Origin of the sequence: Nocardia sp. NPDC057668 (genome assembly GCF_042799795.1) — a bacterium.
In the GTDB taxonomy this organism is placed as follows: Bacteria; Actinomycetota; Actinomycetes; order Mycobacteriales; family Mycobacteriaceae; genus Nocardia.
Genome location: NZ_JBHVIC010000001.1, coordinates 758,318 through 778,044, shown reverse-complemented (window position 1 = coordinate 778,044; position 19,727 = coordinate 758,318). Strand labels below are relative to the sequence as shown.

Below are 19,727 nucleotides of genomic sequence, written 5' to 3'. Positions count from 1 at the left end.
GGGGGCCGGTCGTGTGGAAGCGCTGGGCCGGTGCGGTCATCGCGCCACCTCCCGAATGCGGGGATCCACCAGCCGGTACAGCTGGTCGAGTGCTATCGAGATCAGCGCGAACGCCGCGGCGGTGAGCACCACCGTGCCGGTCACCACCGGATAGTCGCGGCCGCGAACCGCGCCCACCAGCAATTGGCCCAGGCCCCGGCGCGCGAAGACGGTTTCCACCACGACCACACCGCCGAGCAGGTTGCCCAGCATCCAGCCCGAGAGGGTCAGCACAGGGGCGGACGCGTGCCGCAGCGCGTGCCGCACCCGCACCCGGAACTCGCTCGCTCCGCGCGCCCGCACGGTGACCGCGAACGGCTGCTCCAGCGCGTGCTCGAGCCCGTCTCTGGTGACCTGTGACAGCACCCCGGCCACGGCCACGGCGAGGGTGAGCCACGGCAGTACCAGTCCGCGCAGGCCGGTCTCCCCGACCACCGGGAACACCTGCCAATGAAACGAGAACAGCGCCAGCAGCACGAAACCCACCCAGTAGGTGGGCATGGACAGCGCGGTGAACTCGACCGCGCGGGCCGCCGACCGCGCGCGGGGTCGCTGTGCGGTGAACACCGCGACGGCGACCGATATCGCCAGCCCGAGCACCAGCCCGCCGATCGCGAGTTCGACCGTGGGCCACAGCTGTTCGGCGATGAGCGCGCGCACCGGTCGATGCTGCTGGTAGGAGGTGCCGAGATCGCCGTGGGCCAGGCGGCTGAGGAATCGGGCGTACTGCACATGGATCGGCGAGTCCAGCCCGTATTCGGCCCGGATCTGGGCCAGGACCTGCGGCGAGCTGGTCGCCGCCACTCCGCCCGCGATGGCTCGCGCCGGGTCGCCCGGAATAGCTTGCAGCCCAGCGAAAGTCAGTGTGGCCGCGGCCCAGATCACGAGCACCGCGAGCACGAGGCGGCCGAGCAGCCACCGCAGCGGCTCGGGTAGCCGCCGCAGGGGTGCGGGCGGCCACCTCGGGGACGCGGGCAACCAGCTCACGCCGAGAGCCAGGCGTCGTAGAACCGCGGATAGGTCTGCGCGTCGAAGGTCAGATCGCGCACCGACTTCGCGTATCCGGTCAGGCTGACCGGGGTGTAGATCGGAATGATGTACGCCTGCTTCAGCACCTCGTGCTGAACCGAGGAGTAGTTCCCGGCGGCCTGCTTCGGATCGGTGGTGGCCGCGGCCCCGGTCACCCAGGAGTCGAGCTGCGGTGAATTGACCAGCGCCACATTGCCGCCCGCCTTGGCGTAGGTGTTGGCGGAGAAGAACGCGAAGCGCAGCACATCGGGGGTGGGCCGGGCGAAGCTGACATCCACCAGGTCGTAACCGCCGCCGATCAGATACTTCTCGACATAGGTGCCGGTGTCGACGGTGGGCCGCTGGATATCGATACCCACCGCGCGGGCCTGTGCCCGGATGCCGTCGGCCACCACATCACGCTGCTCGCGGGTGCCGTCGGGCCAGTAGGGCCATACCAGTGACAGCCGTGCGCCGTCCTTGACTCGGAAGCCCTCGGAATCGGTGGCGTTCCACCCGGCCTGATCGAGCAGCCGCTTGGCATTGTCGGGGTCGTAGCGGGTGAGGTCGTCGCGGGCGGAGGCATCGTATCCGGCGGTCACCTCGCTGATCGCGTTGTCCGCCACCGGAAAGTGCCCGAAGTAGATGCTCTTCACCAGCTTGGCCACATCCACCGACGCCGTGAGCGCACGGCGCACCACCGGATCTGTGAGCGGTCCGCGCGACTGGTTGAGGTACACGTTGTAGTTCAGACCCGGCGTCTCATCCGAATGCAGCGTGAAGTCCTCGCGCTTGCCCAGGTCGTCCGCCGAGACCGGTGGCACACCCCCGATGGCCTGCACCTGACCGCTGGTCAGCGCGCCGTACCGGGTGGCGTCCTCGCTGATGAACTGGAACACCAGTTTGCCCAGGTGCGCCGCGCCGGAATGCGCGCTGCCCGGGGCCGGCCAGCGGTAGGCGTCGAATCGGGTCAGCGTCTCGGCCTTGCCCTGCTCCCAGCTCTCGAAGGCGAAGGGCCCGGTGCCCACCGGCCGGTAGGTCGGATCGGCGAGTGCCTTGGGACTCTGGATGCCCAGACTCGGGGTGGACAGCGCTTGGAGGAACGGCGTGAAGGGTTGCTTCAGCACGACTTCCGCCGTGAGCGGATCGATGACCCGGGTCTCCTGATAGGCGCTGATCAATGACGCCGCGTACGCGGACTTGGTCTTCGGATCGACGATGTGATCCAGGCTGGCCCGCACCGCGTCCGCGGTGAACGGTGTGCCGTCGTGGAAGGCCACCCCCTCGCGCAGCGCGAACCGGTAGGTCCGCCCGTCCGGCGAGATCGTCCACGAATCCGCCAGCCATCCGTCGAAGGAATCCGGACCGGTCTGGGCCACCAGCGAATCGAAGATATTGCGATTGACCAGGCTGGTGACCGCGGTCGCCGCGACGGCGGGATCGAGCGAGACCTGGGTACCCGCGACCGCGTACACCAGCGTGCCGTCCTTGGTGATCGTCCCGGTGTCCTCGGCATCGCTGTTCGACAGTCCGGCGACCACACCCGCCGCGAGAGCCACCGCGGCCGCGACTCCCGCGGCGATCCAGATGTTGCGCCGCCGGCGCGAACGGATTCGGGGGCGTGCGGCCGGACGATCGGCCTCTTCGTGAGTAGACATTTCATCCGTTCGTAGAAGTGTGATTTCGGCCGGAACCGACACCCCGCCGACCGATGAAAACTCAACCCGCCGAACGTATTCGGGTCAATCATTTGCGATCACGTGAATTCAATTCGTACGATCGAATTCGGTTATCGACAGTGATCGGAATTTTCGATCGGACCGCGGATCATGGGTGCGGATGAATCGGGTCCACCCAGTGCACGGTTTCGGGCGCTTCGACCGGCTCGATATCGAGATTCACCACCACCGCTTCGCTGTCGCTGCGGACCAGGACACACTCCAGCGGTTCGTCGGTGCTGGCGTTGATCTCCTGATGCGGGACATACGGCGGGACGAAGATGAAGTCGCCCGGTTCGGCCTCGGCGACGAATTCGAGCTGATTTCCCCAGCGCATGCGCGCGCGCCCGCGCACGACGTAGATGACACTCTCCAGCGCACCGTGGTGATGCGCACCGGTTTTCGCGTCCGGGTGGATCGTGACGGTGCCCGCCCAGATGCGCTGCGCACCCACGCGCGCGGCATTGATCGCCGCGGCGCGATCCATGCCCGGAGTCTGCGCGGTGTTGGGATCGAGCTCCCCGGATTTGACGACCCGGACCCCGTGTTCACGCCACTCGGATGCTTCGGAGTCCGAATTCTGTTGCTGCCCCGGTGTTGTCATGTTCTGCCTTCGCTCTCGGACGGGATGGTGATCGGCGATGGTACGCCCGCCCGCGCACGATGCGCAGACGTTGGGATTGCCCTGATTCCAAGGCTTCACCGTGCCCGCGGGGTCGGGTTTGCTCGCCTTCGGAGAGGAGTACCTGATGACCCTCGATCTACCGTCGTTTTCCGGAACCGTGCTGAGCGGGCAGCAGGTCCCCGATACCTATCGCGTCGACAGATCCGGATACGAGCCGCCGGGATCGCCGGAGTTGGTGGTGGTCGCCGCGGATGTCGACGATGTGCGCCGCGCGGTGACCTTCGCGGCCGAGCGGGGACTGTCGGTGGTGGTCCGGGGCGGTGGCAGCGGATTGGCCGGTGGCGCGAGCGCGGGGGCGGGCTCACTGGTCCTCGACGTCAGCGGACTGCGCCGAATTCTCGAGATATCGCCGGTCGATGAGCTGGCGGTGGTGCAGGCCGGGGTCAGTGCGGCCACGCTCGACGCGGCGGCCGCGAAGCACGGTCTGCGGTATGCGCCCGACCCGGCGAGCGTTGCCATCTCCACCATCGGGGGCAATATCGCCACGAACGCCGGCGGACTTCGGTGTGTCAAATACGGCGTGACCCGTGAGGCGGTGCTGGGACTCGGTGTCGTGCTCGCTGACGGCACCCTCGTGCACACCGGGCGTCGCACTGCCAAAGGCGTTGCGGGACTGGATCTCACGAGCCTGTTCACCGGCTCGGAGGGCACCCTGGGGGTCATTGTCGAGGCCGTGGTGCGGTTGCACCCCGCTCCGATCGATACCGTCACCATCGCCGCGTATTTCGACGACGTCGAGCAGGCGGCGGCCGCCGCGACGGAAGTGCTCGCCGCGCGAGTGCGGCCCGCCATGCTGGAGTTGCTCGACGCGGCATCGCTGCGCGAGGCGCAAGACCTGCTCGGTGTGCGCGGGCAGGCGGCGGGCTCGTTCCTCGTGGCGCAGACCGATGGATTCGGTGCCCGCGCGGAAGCCGATCTGATAGTGGATGTGTTGCGGCGGTACACCTCTCGAATCGACGTGGGCAGTGATCGCGAGGCCGCGGACGAACTCCTGGCGATCCGCCGCGCGGCGCTGCCCGCCTTGGAACGGCACGGCCGCGCGCTCATCGAGGACATCGCCGTGCCCCGCTCACGGATCGCCGAGGCGGTGCGCCGCATCACCGCGATCGCCGCCGAACACGACAGCCGGATCTACACGTTCGGCCACGCCGGGGATGGAAATCTGCACCCGATAATCGTGATACCCGACAACGATTCCGCGGCTCGCATCCGGGCCGAGTCGGCCGCGGCGGAAATCTTCGCCGCGGCCCTGGAATTGGGCGGCACCATCACCGGTGAGCACGGTGTGGGCGTGCTCAAACGACAGTGGCTCGAACGGGAGCAGGGAGCGGATTCCCTGCGGGTACAGCACGCCATCCGGCGAGCGCTGGATCCGGCGGGAATATTCAACCCGGGCAAAGCCTACTGATCACGCCTGACAACCAGGTCAGCGGGTTGTGTGACGGCTCGACAGGTGATGTCGGAATAGTCGATACGGCATTTCGGAAACCCTTTCGATCTACCGGATCCGAATGCGTGCAACGTATTTCGACTATCGGTGATGATCGGCTATCCGAATCGAAATACCTGAAGAGAACCCTGGTTTCCGCGGGTGCGGTCTCCCTAGCATGACGATTTATCGATAATTGTTCGCCGAGAGGAATCCCATGACTGCCGATGCGGAATCGAACGCGGTACCGGGCACCGCGGCGACGGAGGTGGAGTTCATCAGCCTCACCCACGCCAACGCCTCGACCGAACTGGAGCCGATACCGACCCGGGGGATCGACCTGCCGTTCGTGCGGCGCTACGTGCGGGCACTGGAAGACGGCGGATTCGACGCCACGCTGCTGCCGTACGGCTCCGCCGGCGCGGACTCGTTCGTGCTCGCCTCCGCGGTGGGACAGCTCAGCGCGCGGCTCAAGCCCATCGTCGCGGTCCGGCCGAACACGGTGTTCCCCACGGTCGCCGCACAGCAACTGGCGACCCTGGATCAGCTGACCGAGGGCCGCGCGGTGGTGCACGTGATCTCCGGGGGCAACGACGCCGAACAGGCTCGGCAGGGCGACTACTCGACCAAGGACGAAAGGTACGCGCGCACCGGTGAATTCATCGATGTCCTGCGGCGTTCGTGGACCGAGACGGCGCCCTTCTCGTATGCGGGTACGCACTATCGATTCGACGATTTCGGGCCGGGTTTCCCGCCCTACGCCACCTCGATTCCGATTTCGATCGGCGGACAGTCCGATGCCGCGTTCGACATCGGCGGCGCCAAGGCCGACATCTTCTCGTTCTGGGGAGAACCACTGGCGGACATCGCATCCCAGATCGAGCGGGTGCACGCCATAGCCGCCGCGGCCGGGCGGGCCGACCGCCCGCGCATCTGGGTGACCTTCCGCCCCATCATCGACCGCACCGACGAGCTGGCATGGGCCAAGGCACACGACTACGCCGACCGCATCGCCCGTACCTTCGAACGCGGCGCGTACCGCACGGTGAGTGGATCCGAACCACAGAATGTCGGCTCCCGGCGGGCATTGGAATTCGCTCGCCGCCAAGAGATCTACGACCGCGCGCTGTGGACCAGGACCGCCGCGGTCACCAATGCCGCGGGTGCGTCCACGGCCCTGGTCGGCAGCCCGGAGACGGTGGCCGCCGCCATCCTGGACTACATCGACCTCGGTGCGAACCTGGTCTCCATCCGTGGGTACGACACCCTCAACGATGTCATCGATTACGGGCGCTACATCCTGCCGCTGGTCCGGCAGGAACTCGAACATCGTAGGCGAACCGGTACGCGCGGCACCCTGCAGGCCGATCATCCGGGCGCGCTGGCCACGGCGGGCCGCTCGTGACCGCCACCACCGGTCCGTTGCTGACCGTCCCCGATACCTCACCGGCCGCGCTGGCCGCTCTGACGGCGGAAATCGCCTCCACGGCAGCGAAATACGATCGCAGCGGTGATGTTCCCGAGGCCGGCTTGCGCGCCGTGCAACGCGGCGGGTACCTCACCGCGACGGTGTCCGCACGCTACGGCGGACCCGAGCTCGATCACAGCGAGGTGGCGCGACTGCTGATCGCGATCGGCGAGGGCGACCCGTCGGTTGCCTTGATCGTCGCGAACACACTGGCGGCTCACCTCGCGCAGACCGCGGCCGGGAACTGGCCGGAAGATCTCTACCGTGAATTGGTGCGTCGCGCGGCCGGACAGTCGGTCCTGATCAACGCGATCCGCGCCGAACCCGAATTGGGTGCGCCCGCACGTGGCGGCCTGCCCGCCACCCTCGCCCGCCGCACCGCCGACGGCTGGGTTCTCAATGGGCACAAGACTTTCGCGACCGGCGGCACCGCGCTGTCCTACCACCTCGTGTGGGTGGTGACCGACGAAACTCCGGTCCGGGTGGGACATCTGATCGTCCCCGCCGACGCGGACGGCATCACCTGGCGCCACACCTGGGATCACCTGGGCCTGCGCGCTTCCAATACCCATGACGTCACCTACGCCGATGTCGCAGTGCCCTACCGGAACTTCTCGGAGATCCCGTTCCAGAACGGCGTCTACCGGGACCCCGCGGCTGCCGCCGGCCCGGCCTCCTTCGGGCATGCGGCGCTGTACGTCGGTGTGGCGCGCGCGGCCCGCGCGGCCTTCGCCGACTACGCCCGCGATCGTGTACCGACCGCACTCGGCAAGCCGATCGCCGATACCGAACGCATCCAATGGGTGGCCGGTGAGATCGAAGCCCAGATCGTGCAGGCCGAGACCCTGCTGTTCGGCGCCCTGCACCGCCTCGCGGCCGGGGAAAGCGACGTGGCGCAGCGATTATCGGTGGTCAAGGTGCTCATCGCGCGATCGGTGATCGCCGCGGTGGAGACCGCGGTCGCCGCTCTCGGTAACGCCGCGCTGACCCGGCACAACCCGCTCGAACGGCATCTGCGCGACGCGCTCTGCGTGCGCGTGCATCCCCCGCAGGAGGACGCCGCCGTGCTCGGCGCCGGGCGTTCGGTGCTACGGCCGGACGCGTAATACGCCACCACCGCACCACCTGTCGACACTCCGGGCCGCGCGCCCACAACCTACTTCGAGGAACAACCCAGCCATGACTATCACCACGCGGCTCGCGCGCAGTCCGCGCAAGGCCGGAAAGCTCGGTGCCGCAGCCTTTGCCGCGACACTGACCCTGCTCGTGAGCGCCTGCGGCGGCAGCGCCGACACCGCCGGTGGGCCCTCGGGCGAAGGGCAGGAACCGGTGCGCGGCGGCACCCTGAATCTGGCGTTCTTTCCGGACAATGTGGCCTTCGCCTGCATCGACCCGTTCCAGACCTATTGGATCGAACACCGTTCGCTGATCCGCAACTTCGCCGATTCGCTCACCGACCAGGACCCGGACACCGGTGCGATCGTGCCGTGGCTGGCGACCGCGTGGCAGATCAGCCCCGACGGGCTCGACTACACCTTCACCCTGCGCGAGGGTGTGACCTTCGCCGACGGCGCACCGCTGGACGCCGCCGCGGTGAAGACCAATTTCGACGGATTCATCGATCTCGCACGCACCTCGAGCGGCACCGCGTTCGGCGCGAGCTACATCGTGGGACTCGAGTCGGCGCAGGTGATCGATCCCAAGACCGTCAAATTCCACTTCGGTAGGCCGAATTCCTCCTTCCTGCAGGCGACCGCGACCACCAACCTGGCGCTGCTGTCGCCGGCCTCCTTCCAGAAGACGCCGCAGCAGCGCTGCCTCGGCGATGTCGTGGGATCAGGACAGTTCACGCTCGACAACTACACCCCGAACCAAGGGGTCACCCTGAGTCGCCGGACCGGCTACCGGTGGCCGTCGCCGTTGAACAAGAACACCGGCGAGGCCTATCTGGACAAGGTGAAGGTCAGTTACGTCGCCGAAGACGGGGTTCGGACCGGCAACCTGGTCAGCGGACAGATCGACATCGCCTGGCCGCGCAATCCGTTCACCGTCGAGGATCAGGCCCTGATCGGCCGATCCGGTGCGTATCTGCGATCGCGTTCGCTCCCGGGCGTCTCCTACACGCTGTACCCGAACGTGTCCGAAGGTCGCCCGCTGGCCGACGACCAGATCCGGCAGGCGCTCTACCACGCCATCGATCTGAAGACGTTCGCCGCGACCACGTTCGGAGCGGACTACCCGGTCGTCGGCGGTCCGTTCGACAACACCACCCCGTATTACGCCAACCAGAGCGCCAAGCTCACCTATGACCCGGCGCAGGCCGGTCGCCTGCTGGACGCGGCGGGGTGGAAGTTCGCGCCCGGTGATCAATACCGTTCCAAGGACGGCAAGCGGCTCACCCTGGTCCAGCCGTTGAGCGCGGCCAGTGTCGGTGCGGAGTTGTTCCAGGATCAGCTGCGCCAGGTGGGAATCGAGCTCCAGCTGAAGTCCGTGACCGCGGCCGAGCGGCCCGCGGTCATCGCCAACGGCCAGTACGACCTCGTCGAGGGTTACTTCACCCGGGCGGAGCCCGGTGCGCTGCAATTCATCCTCGTAGAAGCCCTGGCCAACTCCAAGGCGCTGGCGCGCAATGCCCAGAAACCGGCCGCGGCGGCGCAGATCTCGGATCTGTTCACCCGTGCGGTGCAGTCGACCGATCCCGCGTCGCGCGAGCGGATCTACCACGAACTCCAGGGCGTGCTGATCGACAACGGCATCACCTTCCCGGTGTCCGAACGCGTGCAGTTCGCCGGAATTCGCAATCAGGTCAACGGTTTCCGATTCACCGCCGAGAGCTTCATCGACCTGCACGACGTCTGGATCCAGCCGTGATCGGCTATATCGCCGGGCGGGTGGTACAGGCGGCCGGCGTGCTCTGGGCGGCGTTCACCCTCGCCTTCGCCGTGCTCTACCTGCTTCCCAGTGATCCGGTATCGATCCAGCTCAGTGCCGCCGGAATCGAAACCGATTCCCTCACACCGGCACAGCTCGCGGCCGCCAAGGCGAAGTACGGGCTGGACCGACCGATCCCGGACCAGTACTTCTCCGCGCTGACCGGTGCGCTGCACGGCGACTTCGGCACCTCGATCGCCAAACAGGCGCCGGTGAGCGAGCTGCTGGCCGAAAGACTCGGCGGCACCCTCACACTCAGCCTCATCGCCGGTGCGCTCGCGATCGTGCTGGGTGCGGGGATCGCCTACCTGGCCGCGTTCGTGCGGATCGCACCGTTGCGCGTGCTGCTGGATCGGGCCCCGGCGCTGGGCGTCGCGGTCCCGTCGTTCCTGGTGGGACTCGGGCTCATCCAGTACTTCTCGTTCGAGCTGGGCTGGCTGCCGTCCTCGGGCTCGGGCGGCTGGAAATACCTGGTACTGCCGGTGATCACCATGGCGCTGCCGGGCGCGTCCCAGCTCGCGCAGGTGCTCGGTCGCAGCTTCGCCGACACCCTGCGCGAGCCGTACATCGTGACCGCTCGCGCCAAGGGCCTCTCGCGCGGGGCCGTGCAGTTCCGGCACGCCCTGCGCAACGCCGCCCTGCCCGCGCTCACCATCATCGGCGTCCTGGTGGGCCTCACCGTGACCAGCGCGATCGTGGTGGAAACCGTCTTCAATCGCAACGGTATCGGCCGGCTCGCCCAGGAATCGGTGCTCGCCAAGGATGTTCCGGTGGTGCAGGCGATCGTGGTGGTCGCGGCCGCCGGGTTCGTCTTGATCAACTTGATCGTCGACCTGCTCTATCCGCTGCTGGATCCGCGCATCGCCCACCCTGCGGCCGCCGAGGTGCGGTGACATGGTGCAAACGCTGACTGCCCCGGAGACGACCGCATTCGGCGACGGCCGGGAACTTCCCCCGCGTACACGCGGCGCCCGTGGCCGTTCGCGGCTGCTGCGGCTCGCCCGCCGGCCCGGCTTCGTACTGGCGAGCGTGCTGGTCGCCTTCGTGATCGTCGCCGCCTTCGCGCCCACCCTGTTCACCGACTACGAGCCCTACGCCACCGCACCCGCCGAGCGATTGCGCGCGCCCAGCGGCGCCCACCTGTTCGGCACCGACGATGTCGGTCGCGATCTGTGGACCCGCACGCTCTACGGCGCCGACCTCACGGTCAAGGCGGCCCTGTTGGCGATTGCCATCGGGCTCGGCGCGGGACTCCTGCTGGGCGTGGTGTCCGGGTTTCTCGGTGGCGTACTCGACGCGTTGATCATGCGCGTGGTCGATGTGCAGCTCGCGATTCCGGGCCTGCTGCTGGCGCTGTCGATCGTCACCGCCCTGGGCTTCGGGACCATCCCGGTGGCCATCGCCGTCGGCGTCGGCACCATCCCCGGTTTCGCGCGCACCACCCGTGCCGAGGTGCTCCGGGTGAAGACGCTGCCATATGTGGAAGCCGCGCGATCCGGTGGCGGATCCTGGCCGCGAGTGCTGATCCGGCACGTGCTGCCCAACTCCTGGGGTCCGGTACTGGCGCTGGCGGTAGTGGATTTCGGGGCGGCGATCATCGCGGTGGCGGCACTGAGCTTCCTCGGCTTCGGGGCGGCGCCACCGGAGGCCGAATGGGGGTCGCTCGTGGCCGCCGGACGAAACTTCCTGGTGACCGCGCCGTGGGTGTCGCTGCTGCCGGGCGCGTTGGTCGCGCTGACGGTGCTGGCGCTCAACCACATTGCGCAAACCATGCGTGAGGTGCGGCGGTGACCGCGCCGGAAGCCCGCACGCGGGCCGTCGCGCCGATCGTCGAAATCTCCGGCCTCTCGGCGGGCTACCTGACCGGCGGCAGCGTGGTGGGAGCCGTGGACGATGTCTCGTTGTCGGTGCGCCCGGGCGAAATCGTGGCGCTGGTCGGCGAGTCCGGCTCCGGAAAATCCACCACCGCGCACGCTGTGATCGGCCTGCTGCCCGATAACGCGCGGATCATCGGCGGCTCGATTCGGGTCGGGGGAGTCGAGATCGTCGGAGCCCGCGAGAAGACGGTCCGTTCCCTGCGCGGAGCAACGGTCGGACTGATTCCGCAGGACCCGATGGTCGGCCTCAATCCCACCCGGCCGATCGGAACCCAGGTCGCCGAGGCGGTACGACTGCGCGGAATACGCGGTCCCGCGGTGGATGTCGAAGTACTCGGCATATTGCGCACCGCCGGACTCGACGACCCCGAGCACCATGTGCACCGCTATCCGCACGAGCTCTCCGGCGGACAGCGCCAGCGGGTACTGATCGCGATCGCCCTGGCCGGGCGACCCGATCTGATCATCGCCGACGAACCCACCAGCGCGCTGGACGTGACCGTACAGGCCCGCATCCTCGACCATCTCGAATCGCTGGTGCGCGAGAGCGGTATCGCCCTGCTGATCATTACGCATGATCTCGCCGTGGCGGCGGACCGCGCCGACCGGGTGATCGTGATGCGACAGGGCCGGATCGTCGAATCCGGCACACCCGCACAGATTCTCGTCGCACCCGTGGACGCCTATACCCGTCGGCTGATCGCTGCCGCGCCCGCGCTGGCGAACGGGGGAGTGCCGGCGCCGCACTTCCGGGAAACCGGGGCCGAAGACCTTCCCGCCATTCTCGAGATCGACGCTGTGTCCAAGCAATTCCGGGCCACCCGGCGCGGGCGCCGAGTGGTCGCGCTGGACGAGGTGTCGCTCCGCGTGCCCGCCGGTCGCACCCACGCGGTGGTCGGCGAATCCGGTTCGGGGAAATCCACGCTGCTGCGTCTCGCAATGGGCCTCGAGCCGCCCACCTCCGGTGCGGTGCGCTTCGACGGTACCGATCTGGCGGGTCTGTCGTGGCGGCGGCAGCGCCCGCTGCGTCGGCGCTTCCAGCTGGTACAGCAGAACCCCTACGCCGCTCTGGATCCGCGATTCACGGTGCGCGACAGCGTTATCGAGCCGCTGGTGTCCTACCGAATCGGCAGCCGCGCCGAACGCCGCGCCCGCGCCGGTGAACTCCTGGATGCGGTGGCGCTGCCGCGCACCGCGCTGGACCGGTTGCCCGATGAGTTGTCCGGCGGGCAGCGCCAGCGCGTCGCCATCGCGCGCGCCCTGTCCCTGCGACCGGATCTCGTGCTGCTGGACGAGCCGGTCTCCGCGCTGGATGTCTCGGTGCAGGAGCAGATCCTCGAACTGCTTCTCGACCTGCAACGGCGATTCGGCCTGGCATACCTGTTCGTGTCGCACGACCTCTCGGTGATAGCCAAGATCGCGCACACCGTATCGGTGCTCGACCGGGGCAAAGTCGTCGAAGCGGGTTCGGTCGCGGACGTTTTCGGCGATCCGCAGGACATTCGCACCCAACGGCTGCTCGCCGCCATCCCCGGACGCCGGGCAGTGTCCGGCCGGGAACCCTCCACTCTCGAAAGGGCCGCACAATGACCACGGCAACCGATACCTGGGTATCCCACTGGCAGCAGTGGCACACCGAGCGCGAGACGCTCGCCACCGCGGCGCACGGTCTCGCCGCCGCGATCGGAACATATTGGCTCGGCGACACTCCGCTGCACATCGACGGCGTCCCGGGCGCGTGGGTCGCCGCGGACGGCCGCGCCATCGGCCACGGCACCGGTTTTCATCTCGAGCTCGCGCCCGGGGACCGAGTGCCCAGCGGAGACCTGTTGCTGCAAACCCTGATTCGCGCCGGCGAGGTCGCACTACGGGTATTCGACCCGCAAGCGCCCACCCGTGCCGACTTGGCGGGGATCGACGCCTTCGCCCCGGATCCTTCCTGGGTCTTCGACGGCGTCGCCGAAACCTTCGACGCGCCACTGCGACTCGACCACATCGACGGATTCGTCAGCAGTAACGCCAGGGTTCGCCTGCGTATCGTTATCGACGGCCGAGAACTGGCGCTGTCGGGCGCGGCTGCCCCGAACGGCGACATCCAGCTCACCTTCGCGGACACCACCAACGGCACCGAGACCCAGCGCTTCCGATTCCTCACCGTCCCCGCCCCCGATGCCGAGGGCCGGATCGTCGCGGACTTCAACCGCGCCCACCTGCCGCCCTGCACATTCTCCGACCACTACCTGTGCCCGCTGCCGCCACCGGAGAACCGCCTCGATTTCCCGGTGCGCGCCGGTGAGACCTTCCTGCGCCGGGTCGGCCGATGACCCGATATGTCATCGTCGGCGCGGGGGCGATCGGCGTCAGTCTGGCCGTGGAACTCGGCGATCGCGGACATGACGTGCTGCTCGTGGCACGCGGTGCGACGCTCGAACACCTTGTCACACAACCACTGTCGTACCACACCCACGCCGGGAGCCGGGAGGTTCGGCTCCGGGCCGTCGACCTGGCGGCGGACCTGGGACTGCGGATCGGCGACATCGTCGTGCTCGCGGTGAAGTCCCAGGATCTGCCGACGGTCGCTCCCGCCGTGGCATGGCGCGACGTGACCGACGAGCACGGCGATATCCGGGGCATTGCCGCGGAACTGATTCCGGTGGTGACCGTGCAGAACGGCCTGGACGCCGAACGCGCTGCCACCCGCTGGTTCGACACCGTGCTGGGCGCGGTCTTCCTCATCTCGGCCCAGCACGGTCGCACCGGCGAAGTCCGCGTCGGCGGGCATCCCCACCTCGGCGGTGTCATCGCCGGAATCTCGAGCACGCGCACACCCGAATTCGCCGAGCAGGCTCTGAAAACCTTCGCCACGGACGTCACCGAAGCGAACTTCCTGATCACCCTGGTCTCCGATATCCGCTCCTACAAGGCAGCGAAGATCGTCCACAGTGTCCGCAACGGACTCGAAGTACTGGCCGGAGACCGCCGCACGAAAGACACGATCGGCCTGGCCCTCAGCGCCGAAGCCCGCACGGTCCTCGCCGCCGCGGGCCTCACCCCCCGAGACCTCGCCGACCTCGTCCTTGACCCAGCCCAAACCCACTTCGACGAACAGTCCGGGGTGACCCCCGGCCGCCAATCCACCTGGCAGAGCTTCGCTCGGGCCACCCCCACCAACGAAGTCGACTACCTCAACGGTGAGATAGCCCTCCTGTCCCGGCTCCACGCGGTCCCCGCCCCCCTCAATACCCGCCTGCAGCAACTGCTCTCCCGAGCGACCCACACCGGCGGCGGTCTCGACCTCCCGGGCCTGGAGACCCTCACCGAACTCCTCGCCACAGCGTCGTCGCAGCAGCAGCACTGACGCCACCCGATCTGCCCTCCCACCACCGGCGCCGGCATCAACCGAACACCGCTCCGCCATCCGGCCCGACGGCTCGGAGTGGAGTTTCGCCGATCCGGCGTCACCGGATCACTAGGATTTGTCGGCGGACATCAGATGGTCGGGGACAGGGGTTTATCGTGGCGCCAATCGCGGCGGGCAGGCGGCATTCGGTTGTCTGTCGTGCTGACGGCACTGTGGTTGCGGTGGGCAACGGTGCCGCCGGGGAGTGTGACGTGGAGCAGTGGCGGCATATCGTCGCTGTGGCGGCGGGCAATGTGCACTCCGCGCGGAACACCGGCAAGTCACATTCGGTCGGGCTGCGTGCGGATGGCACCGTGGTGGCCGCCGGGGGGAACGGTGATGGGCAGTGTGACGTGCGGGAATGGAGTGGTGTCACGGCCGTCGCGGCTGGTTGGCGGCGCACGCTCGGCTTGTATACGGATGGCAGCGTGGTGGCGGTCGGCCGAAACGCGGAGGGGCAGTGTGAGATCGGGGAGTGGCGCGAGGTCGTGGCGCTCGGATGTGGTGATTGGCACTCGGTTGGGGTGCGCGCGGATGGGACCGCTGTCGCAGTCGGCAACAACCGTGGCGGGCAGTGCGATGTCGGAGGGTGGCGGGCACTGGCCGGCATCGCGGCGGGATACCTCCATACGGTCGGGCTCGGGAGGGACGGCCGGGTGGTCGCTGCGGGGCGCCGGGGAGCAGCCGAGTGTGCTGTCGATGGATGGACCGACATCGTCGCGGTGAGCGCGGGGAGCTATCACACGGTCGGGCTGACGGCGGGTGGCGGAGTTCTCGCCGTCGGCGACAACGGGTACGGGCAATGCGATGTTCGAGGGTGGCGAGATGTCGTGGCCATCGCGGCGGGATCGACCCACACGCTCGGACTCCGCGCCGATGGCACGGTGCTGGCGGCGGGAAACGATGCCGACGGCCAGTGCGATGTCGGCGCGTTGTCGCCGGACCGGTCCACGTAGCGGGCGACACAACGCGGTCTGCTCGACGCGCACGCCACTCGACGTGCGCGATCCGCCAGCAGAGGAGCCGATTCACTCGCGAATTCGACTCCTCCCGAGCCGGTTTCGAGTCAGCGAGTGGCGCGCGGCGCCCCCATTCCCGGGTCGATGGCAACCGGACCGGATGCGCTCGGGGTGATCGGGAAGTCGAAGATCGCCGTCGGGATGTACACGGTGGCACAAGAATTCGGAATATCCACCACGCCGGAGAAACGTCCCTCGATGGGAGCCGCGCCGAGCAGCAGGTAGGCCTGTTCGGGGCTGTAGCCGAACTTGGTGAGGTAGTCGATGGCGTGCAGGCAGGCGCGTTCGAAGGACAGTTGCGAGTCCAGGTAGCGCTGCTCGCCGGACAGGGTGACCGAGGTGCCCGAGAAGGCCAGGTACTCGGTGTAATTGGGGCCTTCGTTGCCGGGCATGAAGATGGCGTTCTCCGAGACGCCGTACAGTTCCATGCCGTTCTTGATCAGGTCCACCCGCAGGTCGATGAAGCCGCCCATCTCGATCGCGCCGCAGAAGGTGATCTCGCCGTCGCCCTGGGAGAAGTGCAGATCGCCGACCGACAGCTTCGCGCCGTCCACGAAGACCGGGTAGAAGACGCGGCTGCCGCGGGTGAGGTTCTTGATGTCCTGATTGCCGCCGTTCTCGCGCGGCGGCGCGGTGCGGGCGGCCTCGGCCGCGGCGGCGTCGAACGCGCCGCCGCTCAGCGATCCGAGAATGGCGTCGCGGGGTTCGGGCGGCAGCGCCAGCGGCGGGACGCGCTGCGGATCGGTGGCGATCAGCGCACCCTCGCGGGCGTTCCACTTGGACAGCAGCGCCGCCGAGGGGGCGGTGCCCATCAGTCCGGGATGCATGATGCCGGTGAACTTCACGTGCGGCACATGGCGTGAGGTCGCGGTATGGCCGCTGAAATCCCAGATCGCCTTGTACGCGTCGGGGAAGTGCTCGGTGAGGAAGCCGCCGCCGTTGTCGGTGGGGAAGATGCCGGTGTAGCCCCAGCCCTGGCCGGCCAGCGGGCCGGAGTCCTCCTGCGGAATCGGGCCGATATCGAGGATGTCCACGATCAGCAGGTCGCCGGGCTTCGCACCCTCCACCGCGAAGGGGCCGGACAGACAGTGCACGGTGCTCAAGGGTGCGTTGAGCACGTCCTCGGCGGAGTCGTCGTTGTGGATGGCGCCGTCGAACCATTCGCGCACGTGCACGCGGAACTCGTCACCGGGTTTGACCGTGACCGGGGCCGGGATATCCGGATGCCAGCGGTTGTGGCCGACGTACTTCTGCTCGGTGAACTTCTTGCGGGAATCCAGGGGAAAGAGCAGTTCTGGCAAGGCGTCCTTCTCTCGGTGTCGGGTATCGCGGGATCAGGGGCGGGGAAGCTTGCGGTGCAGGGGATTCCGGGTGATGCGACCCGGACCCCGGCCGGCCGGCGCGCCGACCACCCCCGGCTCGCTCGCGGTGCGCTGGGTCGCGTCGATGAGCCGCGCGGCAGCGGACCCCGGATGGATCAGCGGGGCGCCCCCGAAGCGGCGGCGACACGCGCTCGCGCACACCGGGCAGGCGGTGGCGGCCGGAACCTCGGCCATCGAGAAGGTGCGATCGAAGCTTCCGCAGGTGTGGCAGTCGAACTGATAAGAGGGCACGATCCTCCTCATTTATTTTCATTCGAACATATTCCGTACGGAGACGATACAAAGCCGTGCGGGTCTCCGTGGTGAATCCGCCACGTGAAGTTCTGATTACGGCGCCGGGCTAGCCGACATCGGACCGTGATGGCTTGGGGGAGAGGGGATTCAGGAATTCAGCTCGGCCAGCACGCTGAACTCCAGCGCGTCGGCTCCGGCCAGGTACACCGGCTGGGTGGTGTGCGCGCCGCGCACCCGCACCTCACCGCGCGGACCGTCGTAGCTCACCCGCCCGGCATTGCGTTCGATCGCCCGCAGGTCCAGACTGCGAGCGCCTTCGGCCAAGGAGGCGAACAGCAGCAGGCCCTCGTAGCAGGATTCACCGATATTGTTGAGCGCGGGCGCTATCGGCCCGAATTCGCGGAGATACCGGGCGCCGAAATCCATTCCGGCGGGCGAGATGAGACTTTCGAAATATCCGCTGGCGGTGTGCAATCCGCGGGTGCTGTCCGCGCCGCCCGCGTACAGCACATCCTCGCCGATCATCATGCTCAGCCGGATTCGGCTCTCGTCCAGACCTGCCCGGGCGAACGCGCGGTTGAACGCCGCACAGTCCGCGCCCACCATGAAGATCAGCACGCCCTGCGCCGAGGAGCGCCGGATCAGGTCGATGGCGTGCCGGAAGTCGCGGCCGCCGAGCGGAACGTACGCCTCGCCGACGATATCGAGATCGGTGGTGTCGACGAATTCCCTGGCGGCCCGCGCGGTTTCACGCGGCCAGACGTAGTCGTTCCCGATCACGCACCATTGTCGGATGCCCTGTTCGGCGCGCAGCCAGCGCATGGCCGGGAAGAGTTGGTGATCGGGGGTTTCGCCGACCATGTAGACACCGTCGGAATCCTCGCCGCCCTCGTAGAAGGTGGTGTAGACGTACGGCACCCGCCCGGCCGTCTGCGGCGTGATCACCTTGCGGGCGTTGGACAGATGCCAGCCCACTACGCCGTCGACACGGCCCTGCCCGACCATTCTGTCGATGCGCGCGGCCAGTTCGGGCAGAGGCGCACCAGCGTCGACCGGATGCAGCCGGACCTCGCGCTCCAGAATTCCGCCCGCCGCGTTGATATCCGCGACGGCGAGGGTGGCGCAGGCCTCACACGAAGGGCCGAACATTCCCGCCGGCCCACTGAGCGGTACCACCAGCGCGATATCCACCGTGCTGCGTTCGGTGCGAGAATTCCTGTGCGGCAACGGAATCACCACCGAATATTTCCGATCGAATCAATACCGTACGGCGTTGTATATAGTGCTCCGGTGGACGATAGCACTGCCCGCTCGACCCGGGAAACCGCGGCGCTGGAACGGCTGGCGCGCCTGGTGCGCCGGGCGTCGCAGGATCTGGACCGGTCGATCGCGGCCTGTCTCGGCGAGTCCGCGGTCGCGCGCTGGCATGTGCTCACCACCGTCACCGGCGGCGCCGGGGTCCCGATGTCGCAGCTGGGCGACGCCACCCTGCTCTCAGGCGCCAGCTTGACCAGGCTCATCGATGCGATGATCGCGGACAATCTGGTGCATCGCAAGGTGGACGACACCGACCGTCGCCGCGTATTGGTCTTCCCCACCCGCCGGGGACAGGTCGCCTATCGGGGGATGTGCGAGGCGATTTCCAGCAGTGGATTGGGCGCTCTGGCAACCGACGCCCGCCTGGACCGCTCGCTCACCGCACTGGTCGACCGGCTGCACGAGGTCGACGCACCGGGGTCGATCGTCGCGCGCTGAGCAACCGGCATCCTGCCGCCCACCGGGGGTTCACTCGCTCGCTGCTCGAAGCGCCGGGGTAACGCCGGCAATCCGTTAGCCGATGGAACAATGAATCCGAAGTCCTCTCATGCAAACGCCCGTGCAGCAATCGACAGTCGAAAGGCTGAAAATGCCCCACCGGAAACTTGCCAAGGTCTCACTCGCCGCCGGCGCGGCAGCAGCCGCGCTGATCGCCACCAGCACGCCAGCCGCGGCCTCGAATTACATTCCGGTCGACCTCCCCATGACCACCACGGGCGCATACGGGCTGGGCTGCTCCGGCGACGTCTGGGCGGTGGGCAATGTCTACCCCGACGGTGACGTGCCCGGCACGGTAGACCTCCAACTCAAGGGCTGGCTGAAGGTCTTCGGGGTCCCGGCCCCCTGGTGCACCCTGGCCCCCACGGTCCAGTGGCGGAACCTCGACACCGGCGCCACCGGGCAGGCCTCCACCCCCCTGGGCGCCTGGCAACCGTTCTTCTGGTCGGCCCCCGTGGTGGGCAATCTCCGCCTCGTAACCGGCCCCGGCCAAGTCGAATTCACCCTCACCACCGATCTCCCGCATTCCCCCAGCGTCACCAGCTTCCGGGTGTACTGACTTCTAATGGGTCATCTGCCACTGCATCTGTGCGTACCCGGTGGCGGCAGGACTTCTGCGAAGCAGGAGCCGAGGACCGGCCCGAAATTACGCACAGTCGCACCGGGGCGGGCAAGGTGTGGTTTCAGTCGGCACACCGGGTAAGAGGCTGTCCGCTAGGCAC

At 68.0% G+C, this 19,727-nt stretch carries 18 protein-coding genes; 12 read left to right on the top strand and 6 right to left on the bottom strand.

Going from position 1 to position 19,727, the window contains the following annotated elements:
* Positions 1-36: 36 nt before the first annotated feature.
* The 3 genes from ACFVBH_RS03710 to ACFVBH_RS03700 all read right to left on the bottom strand — a co-directional run bounded on the left by ACFVBH_RS03710 (position 37) and on the right by ACFVBH_RS03700 (position 3,369).
* A complete protein-coding gene (locus ACFVBH_RS03710) occupies positions 37-1,026 on the bottom strand; it encodes an ABC transporter permease (RefSeq protein WP_378999508.1) in 990 nt (329 codons plus the stop codon).
* The gene (locus ACFVBH_RS03705; protein ID WP_378999506.1) at positions 1,023-2,705 is read right to left on the bottom strand and encodes an ABC transporter substrate-binding protein; all 1,683 of its coding nucleotides are present in this window, start codon (positions 2,703-2,705) and stop codon (positions 1,023-1,025) included. Before ACFVBH_RS03705 ends, ACFVBH_RS03710 begins: the two co-directional genes overlap by 4 nt.
* A gap of 169 nt (positions 2,706-2,874) precedes the next feature.
* Positions 2,875-3,369, bottom strand: coding sequence for a cupin domain-containing protein (locus tag ACFVBH_RS03700; protein WP_378999504.1), 495 nt, complete (start codon positions 3,367-3,369; stop codon positions 2,875-2,877).
* A gap of 145 nt (positions 3,370-3,514) precedes the next feature.
* On the opposite strand from ACFVBH_RS03700, the gene ACFVBH_RS03695 reads away from it, so the two are divergent.
* From ACFVBH_RS03695 to ACFVBH_RS03650, 10 genes are all read left to right on the top strand, one after another.
* Positions 3,515-4,858, top strand: a complete 1,344-nt coding sequence (locus tag ACFVBH_RS03695) for an FAD-binding oxidoreductase (RefSeq protein WP_378999501.1) — start codon at positions 3,515-3,517, stop codon at positions 4,856-4,858.
* Between the two features lie 238 nt (positions 4,859-5,096).
* The gene (locus tag ACFVBH_RS03690; protein ID WP_378999499.1) at positions 5,097-6,284 is read left to right on the top strand and encodes an LLM class flavin-dependent oxidoreductase; all 1,188 of its coding nucleotides are present in this window, start codon (positions 5,097-5,099) and stop codon (positions 6,282-6,284) included.
* Entirely contained in the window at positions 6,281-7,453 is a 1,173-nt protein-coding gene (locus ACFVBH_RS03685; protein WP_378999497.1) for an acyl-CoA dehydrogenase family protein, read from the top strand. The genes ACFVBH_RS03690 and ACFVBH_RS03685 overlap by 4 nt, the downstream gene beginning before the upstream one ends.
* A gap of 73 nt (positions 7,454-7,526) precedes the next feature.
* Positions 7,527-9,218 carry an ABC transporter substrate-binding protein gene (locus ACFVBH_RS03680; RefSeq protein WP_378999495.1) on the top strand — a complete coding sequence of 564 codons (1,692 nt, stop codon included), beginning with the start codon at positions 7,527-7,529 and terminating at the stop codon, positions 9,216-9,218.
* Positions 9,215-10,171, top strand: coding sequence for an ABC transporter permease (locus ACFVBH_RS03675; protein WP_378999493.1), 957 nt, complete (start codon positions 9,215-9,217; stop codon positions 10,169-10,171). The genes ACFVBH_RS03680 and ACFVBH_RS03675 overlap by 4 nt, the downstream gene beginning before the upstream one ends.
* A 1-nt stretch (position 10,172) precedes the next feature.
* Positions 10,173-11,069 carry an ABC transporter permease gene (locus ACFVBH_RS03670; protein WP_378999491.1) on the top strand — a complete coding sequence of 299 codons (897 nt, stop codon included), beginning with the start codon at positions 10,173-10,175 and terminating at the stop codon, positions 11,067-11,069.
* Complete coding sequence (locus ACFVBH_RS03665; protein ID WP_378999489.1) at positions 11,066-12,745, top strand: dipeptide ABC transporter ATP-binding protein; 1,680 nt, start codon at positions 11,066-11,068, stop codon at positions 12,743-12,745. The genes ACFVBH_RS03670 and ACFVBH_RS03665 overlap by 4 nt, the downstream gene beginning before the upstream one ends.
* The gene (locus ACFVBH_RS03660; RefSeq protein WP_378999487.1) at positions 12,742-13,479 is read left to right on the top strand and encodes a DUF1684 domain-containing protein; all 738 of its coding nucleotides are present in this window, start codon (positions 12,742-12,744) and stop codon (positions 13,477-13,479) included. The genes ACFVBH_RS03665 and ACFVBH_RS03660 overlap by 4 nt, the downstream gene beginning before the upstream one ends.
* Entirely contained in the window at positions 13,476-14,513 is a 1,038-nt protein-coding gene (locus tag ACFVBH_RS03655; RefSeq protein WP_378999485.1) for a ketopantoate reductase family protein, read from the top strand. The genes ACFVBH_RS03660 and ACFVBH_RS03655 overlap by 4 nt, the downstream gene beginning before the upstream one ends.
* A gap of 224 nt (positions 14,514-14,737) precedes the next feature.
* Positions 14,738-15,511: an RCC1 domain-containing protein gene (locus tag ACFVBH_RS03650; protein WP_378999482.1), complete on the top strand. Its 774-nt coding sequence runs from the start codon at positions 14,738-14,740 to the stop codon at positions 15,509-15,511.
* 110 nt (positions 15,512-15,621) lie between these two features.
* Here the strand turns inward: ACFVBH_RS03650 and fmdA are convergent, their stop codons facing one another.
* From fmdA to ACFVBH_RS03635, 3 genes are all read right to left on the bottom strand, one after another.
* Positions 15,622-16,875, bottom strand: coding sequence for a formamidase (fmdA, locus tag ACFVBH_RS03645; RefSeq protein ID WP_354988070.1), 1,254 nt, complete (start codon positions 16,873-16,875; stop codon positions 15,622-15,624).
* A gap of 33 nt (positions 16,876-16,908) precedes the next feature.
* Positions 16,909-17,187: a zinc ribbon domain-containing protein gene (locus tag ACFVBH_RS03640; protein WP_378999479.1), complete on the bottom strand. Its 279-nt coding sequence runs from the start codon at positions 17,185-17,187 to the stop codon at positions 16,909-16,911.
* A gap of 150 nt (positions 17,188-17,337) precedes the next feature.
* The gene (locus ACFVBH_RS03635; protein WP_378999477.1) at positions 17,338-18,429 is read right to left on the bottom strand and encodes a substrate-binding domain-containing protein; all 1,092 of its coding nucleotides are present in this window, start codon (positions 18,427-18,429) and stop codon (positions 17,338-17,340) included.
* Between the two features lie 51 nt (positions 18,430-18,480).
* Here ACFVBH_RS03635 and ACFVBH_RS03630 point away from each other — a divergent pair, with 51 nt between their 5' ends.
* The gene (locus tag ACFVBH_RS03630; protein ID WP_378999475.1) at positions 18,481-18,945 is read left to right on the top strand and encodes a MarR family winged helix-turn-helix transcriptional regulator; all 465 of its coding nucleotides are present in this window, start codon (positions 18,481-18,483) and stop codon (positions 18,943-18,945) included.
* A 151-nt stretch (positions 18,946-19,096) separates the two neighbouring features.
* Complete coding sequence (locus ACFVBH_RS03625) at positions 19,097-19,564, top strand: hypothetical protein (protein ID WP_378999472.1); 468 nt, start codon at positions 19,097-19,099, stop codon at positions 19,562-19,564.
* Positions 19,565-19,727: the final 163 nt, after the last annotated feature.